General features: G+C 61.9%; 6 protein-coding genes. All 6 read right to left on the reverse strand.

Annotation, left to right across the window (positions count from 1 at the left end; translation table 11 throughout):
* Window positions 1-605: carbonic anhydrase (locus tag AC1D1P_RS12345; RefSeq protein ID WP_477673180.1), on the reverse strand; the 605-nt coding region annotated here is incomplete at its 3' end.
* The gene (locus AC1D1P_RS12350) at window positions 602-1462 is read right to left on the reverse strand and encodes a peptidylprolyl isomerase (RefSeq protein WP_477673181.1); all 861 of its coding nucleotides are present in this window, start codon (window positions 1460-1462) and stop codon (window positions 602-604) included. The genes AC1D1P_RS12350 and AC1D1P_RS12345, both read right to left, overlap by 4 nt.
* A 24-nt stretch (window positions 1463-1486) precedes the next feature.
* Entirely contained in the window at window positions 1487-2209 is a 723-nt protein-coding gene (gene narI / locus AC1D1P_RS12355; protein WP_477673182.1) for a respiratory nitrate reductase subunit gamma, read from the reverse strand.
* Entirely contained in the window at window positions 2206-2913 is a 708-nt protein-coding gene (gene narJ / locus AC1D1P_RS12360) for a nitrate reductase molybdenum cofactor assembly chaperone (protein ID WP_477668761.1), read from the reverse strand. Before narJ ends, narI begins: the two co-directional genes overlap by 4 nt.
* A 2-nt stretch (window positions 2914-2915) precedes the next feature.
* Complete coding sequence (gene narH / locus AC1D1P_RS12365) at window positions 2916-4448, reverse strand: nitrate reductase subunit beta (protein WP_477673183.1); 1533 nt, start codon at window positions 4446-4448, stop codon at window positions 2916-2918.
* On the reverse strand, window positions 4445-5886 hold a 1442-nt coding region (locus AC1D1P_RS12370; protein WP_477673184.1), incomplete at its 5' end, for a molybdopterin dinucleotide binding domain-containing protein. The genes AC1D1P_RS12370 and narH, both read right to left, overlap by 4 nt.

Below are 5886 nucleotides of genomic sequence, written 5' to 3' on the forward strand. Positions count from 1 at the left end.
CTTCCTTGCTGTACATCAAAGGTATGGATTTCACCGTCCTCAATGACGTAGTGCCAGCCATGCAGGGTCAAGGCGCCCTTCTCGACCTCACGCCGGACCATGGGATAGGCCATCAGCCGCTCGAGCTGCAACACCACGGTGCGCTGCTCGGTGCGGCGCAGGGCCTCCGGGCTCGACACAACAGGCAGCAAGGCTTCGCTGGCGAGTTTGAGCCAGGCCTGCAAGGCTACTGCTTCCTCGGGAACGCCTTCGTACGCGGCACGGATGGCTCCGCAGTGGCTGTGGCCACAGACAATGATGCGCTCCACATGCAGGCTGAGCACCGCGAACTCAATCGCCGCCGTGGTGCCGTGCAACCCATGTGAGCCGTCGTACGGCGGGACGAAGGCACCCACATTGCGTACGATGAAAAGTTCACCCGGGCCGGCGCCGGTCAGCAGGTAGGGCACCACGCGCGAGTCCGAACAGCCAATGAACAGTGTCTTGGGGTGCTGCCCCTGCGCCACCAGATCCTGGAAGCGCTGCTGGTGCAGCGGAAAGTAGTCAGAGTGGAAACGCCGCAAACGCAACAGGAGTTCGTCCGGGCGCTCGAGGTCTTCATTCATTGCACCAGAGGCGAATCCGCACCCTCAAGAGCGATGCCCTCTACCTCCGCCTCGCCAACCAGCAGGCTCATGTACTGGTGTAGGGCGCGCGCGCGCGACTGCATTGTCAGCAGGGCTGCGATGCGCTCGCGTACTTCCTCATACGTGGGCTGGGTGCCGCTGCGCCGATCCAGCACGTCAATGATGTGAAAACCGAAACGCGTGTGGAACAGGCGCGGGTGCACGCCCGTGCCTGTTTGTGCATACTGCAGGTGAAACAGTTCTGTCGCCAGCTCGGGCGCACAGTCGTCCGGCGTGATCCAGCCCAGATCCCCGCCCTGGGCGCTGCTGGGGCAATTGGACAATTCGGCAGCCAGCTGGGCAAAGCGCCCGGGAGCCACGCCCTTGTGCGACAGCTCGAGCAAGGCGCGCTCGGCATGCACCGTGAGTGCCTGGACATTGACGCCGGGAGTGACCGCAAACAGGATATGGCGCACGTGCAGGGCCTGGCCCACCAGAAACTGGGCCTTGTGCGCCCCGTAATAGCGCCGGCCTTCCTCTTCGGTGGGCAGGGGCGTGGTCACCTGCTGGTCGACCATGGCTTCAATGATCTCGCGTTCGGCCTCGCCGAGCTCGGGGCTGGTCAAACCAGTGTGGCGCGGCAGCAGGCCTTGTGATACCGCCTGCTGGCGCAGCAGCTCGGCGTAGGCCAGTTCGCGCAAGGTGGCTGTGTCGGGCCGCTGCCCTGGCGCATACAGGGCGATGCCATTGACAAGGGCCTCGGGCACGGCAGCCTGGACTGCCGCAGAAGCACACTGGCATGAACCGCTGCCGCAACCCTGAGCGGCAGCGGGTGAAGAAAGTGTGGATGTGGTCATGGACGGTTCCTGTTTTACGTGAGGTCAGGGAGCGCCGGGCGACTTGGCCCGGGGAACGCCAAGGCGGCGGCTGCGCACGACCTGGTAGGGGCGGAAGAGGTAAGCGACCGACCCAAAGCCGCTCCACACGTGAACCAGACGGCTGAAGGGGAACAGCAGGAAGATGGTCATCCCGAACACGATGTGGAAGCGGTAGGGCCAAGGCAAGACGGCAAGCGTTGCAGAGTCCACCTCGCGCAGGGTGAGAATGCGCTGCGCCCATTCGGCCAGGATCAGCATCACGCCGCCATCGGCGTGTCCCCATGAATACGGCAGGGTGATGAGGCCCACAACCAGCTGCGTCCAGAGGATCAGCAAGATCGCGAGATCGGTCTTGTGGCTGGTGTAGCGGATGCGCGGGTCAAACATGCGGCGGTAAATTAGCATCGATAAGCCGATAAAACAGATGAAGCCGGCAATGCCGCCTGCGTAGATCGCCATGCGCTGCTTGGTCGCAGCGTCCATGAAAACGCCGTAAACCGCGTGGGGCGTCAGCAAGCCCACCAGATGCCCAAAAAACAGGAACAGGATGCCCACGTGGAACAGGTTGCTACCCCAGCGAAGCAAGCCGGTGCGCAATAACTGCGAAGAATCGCTTTTCCAGGTGTACTGGTCGCGGTCAAAACGGATCAGGCTGCCGAGCAGGAAAACGGTCAGGCAGACGTAGGGATAGACACMAAAAAGAAATCCGTGAAGTCCGGGGCTCATGTTTGCGCTCCTTGGGTGGGGCGTGCCTTGCGCACGTGAGGCACGATGTGGATAGGCTGCGGCTGGTCCGGCCTGGCCTGGCCTTTGGACGAGCAGCCATCAAAAACGACCGGCTCTTCCCAAACCGCATCGATAGGCTCTTCCGCCGCAATTTGCACCGGTTGCGCCTTTTCCCCGGCCAGCTCCAGCAGGGCACCCAACACGGAGGCGTAGGCGCTTTCGCGCTGCTGCAGCGCCGCGAAAATCGCATTGAAGATGTGCGCCATCTCGGCCAGAAACTCGCGCGCCTCACTCGGTGGCTGGGTCGAGGTGAATTCGAGCACCACCGGCAGAAAGTCCGGCATTTCTCCTTCGGCCAGGTACATGCCGGCCTTCTCGTAGGTCTGCGCCAGGTCAATCATGGCCGGCCCGCGATCGCGCGAATCGCCATGCACGTGTTCGAACAGGTGCAGCGATGTGGCGCGGCCCCGGTCGAACAGCTCGACGTAAGCCGCCTCGGTCTCAAGCGCAGGCGCCAGTGCGAGCGCTTCGATCAGTGCGTCCAGCTCGGCCATCCGCTGCGGCTGCAGTGCGCGCTCTTCGTGCAGGACTTCTCGCATCGCACTCAGGTGGCTGCGTAATTCGGCGTCAGGATACGCAAGCAGTCGGGCCAGCACACGCAGGCTTTTCGAAGCCACAGCGGGGGTGTTGTTGAAAAGTGCCATGGTCAAACCTCCACCTTGATGGGAATAGTGCGTTTCTTGTTGCCGCCGAACAGGCTGACATCGCTGGCGCCGTCGGAGCAGCCATTGCCGAAGGTAAAGCCGCAGCCGCCGCGCATGTCGAAAGCGTTTTCAGCGTATTCGCGGTGGGTGGTCGGGATCACAAAGCGGTCCTCGTAGTTGGCAATCGCCATGATGTGGTACATCTCCTCGACCTCGGCCACCGTCAGCCCGGCTTGCTCCAGCACCGCCAGGTTCTGCACCTGGTCCACATGTTTGCTGYGCTGGTAGGAACGCATGGCCAGCATGCGCTGCAGCGAACGGATCACCGGCGCCGTGTCGCCGGCGGTCAGCAGGTTGGCTAGGTACTGCACGGGAATGCGCATCTGCGCGATGTCGGGCAGCTCACCGTTCACGCCGATGTGGCCGGCATTGGCCGCCGAAGTGATGGGCGACAGCGGCGGCACGTACCAGACCATGGGCAGCGTGCGGTACTCGGGGTGCAGCGGCAGTGCCACCTTCCACTCCACCGCCATCTTGTAGACCGGGCTGCGGCGGGCGCCTTCGAGCCAGGCTTCGGGAATGCCGTCCTTGCGCGCCTGCTCAATCACCTTCGGATCGTTCGGGTCCAGGAAGATGTCGAGCTGGGCCTGGTACAGGTCCTTGTCGTCTTCCACGCTGGCCGCTTCCTGGATGCGGTCGGCGTCGTACAGCACCACACCGAGGTAACGGATGCGGCCCACGCAGGTTTCGCTGCAGACAGTCGGCTGGCCGGCTTCAATGCGCGGATAGCAGAAGGTGCATTTCTCGGCCTTGCCGCTTTTCCAGTTGTAATAGATTTTTTTGTACGGGCAGCCCGAGACACACATGCGCCAGCCGCGGCACTTGTCCTGGTCGATCAGCACGATGCCGTCTTCCTCGCGCTTGTAGATCGAGCCGGAAGGGCAGGAAGCCACACAGGCCGGATTCAGGCAATGCTCGCACAGGCGCGGCAAATACATCATGAAGGTGTTTTCGAACTGCCCGACCATGTCTTTCTGGACCTGGTCGAAGTTCGCCAGGTTGGCGTCCTTGCTGCGCTTGGAAAACTCGCCACCGAGGATCTCTTCCCAGTTCGGGCCCCACTCGATTTTCTCCATGCGTTTACCGGTGATCAGGCTGCGAGGCCGTGCCGTTGGCGCGGCTTTCATTTCTGGCGCCGACTGCAGATGGTCGTAGTCAAAAGTGAAGGGCTCGTAGTAGTCATCGATCTGCGGCATGTTCGGGTTGGAGAAGATGCGCATCAGCAGCTTCCACTTGCCGCCCTGACGCGGCTCAATGGAGCCGTCAGCCTTGCGCACCCAGCCACCGTTCCACTTGTCCTGGTTTTCCCACTCTTTCGGGTAACCGATACCGGGTTTGGTTTCGACATTGTTGAACCAGGCGTACTCCATGCCGGGCCGGCTGGTCCAGACGTTTTTGCAGGTGACCGAGCAGGTGTGGCAGCCAATGCACTTGTCCAGGTTCAGCACCATGCCGATTTGGGCGCGAACTTTCATGCTGCTTCTCCCATTTGCTGCACCGCAAACGCACGGTCGTCATCGCGTGGCGTGTCCAGCCAGTCGACCTTGCTCATCTTGCGCACCACGACAAACTCGTCGCGGTTGGTACCTATGGTCCCGTAGTAGTTGAAGCCGTAGGAGAGCTGCGCATACCCGCCAATCATGTGCGTCGGCTTGAGCACGATGCGTGTGACCGAGTTGTGGATGCCGCCACGCTGGCCGGTGATCTCCGAACCCGGCGTGTTCACAATTTTTTCCTGCGCGTGGTACATCATCACCATGCCGGGCTTGACACGCTGGCTGACAACAGCTCGCGCGGCAATCGCTCCGTTGACGTTGTAAGCCTCGATCCAGTCGTTGTCTTCCACGCCAATCAGCTTGGCGTCATCTTCACTGAGCCAGATGATGGGCCCACCCCGGCTCAGCGTGAGCATCAACAGGTTGTCGGTGTACGTCGAGTGGATGCCCCACTTCTGGTGCGGCGTGATGAAGTTCAGTAATATTTCGGTGTTGCCGTTGGTACGAATACCGTGCACCCCGGCGGTGGCCTTCAGGTTCACCGGCGGCCGGTAGCTGGCCAAGCCCTCGCCGAAAGCCAGCATCCAAGGGTGGTCCTGGTAGAACTGCTGGCGGCCCGTGAGGGTGCGCCATGGGATCAGTTCATGCACGTTGGTGTAACCGGCGTTGTACGACACGGTTTCCGATTCGATGCCGCTCCAGGTCGGCGAACTAATGATCTTGCGCGGCTGGGCCTGGATGTCGCGGAAGCGGATCTTCTCGTCCTCACGGTGCAGCGCCAGATGGGTGTGCTCGCGGCCGGTCTGCTTGCCCAATGCCGCCCACGCTTTGACCGCCACATGGCCGTTGGTTTCGGGCGCGAGTTGCAACACCATTTCGCAGGCATCGATGTCGCTGTTGATACGCGGCATGCCCTGGGTCACGCCCGGTTCGGTGACCAAGCCGTTGAGTTCGCCGAGTTGCCGAACTTCGGTTTCGGTGTTCCAGGCAATGCCTTTGCCGCCGTTGCCCACCTTGTTGAGCAGAGGGCCCACGGCAGTGAATCGTTTGTAGACGTTGGGATAGTCGCGCTCGACGACCTGCATCTGGGGCGCCGTCTTGCCGGGCACCAGTTCGCACTCGCCACGCTTCCAGTCCTTGACTTCAAACGGCTGAGCCAGCTCGCCCGGGGTATCGTGCATCACCGGGGTCAGCACCATTTCCTTCTCCACGCCCAGATGCCCGTCGCACAGCTCGCTGAATTTTTTGGCGAAGCCCTTGTAGATTTCCCAGTCGCTTTTCGATTGCCACACCGGATCCACCGCGGTGGACAGCGGATGGATGAAGGGGTGCATGTCACTGGTGTTGAGGTCGTTCTTTTCGTACCAGGTTGCGGTCGGCAGCACGATGTCGGAGTACAGGCAGGTCGTACTCATGC

The organism is Polaromonas sp. P1_E1_2 (genome assembly GCF_056406035.1).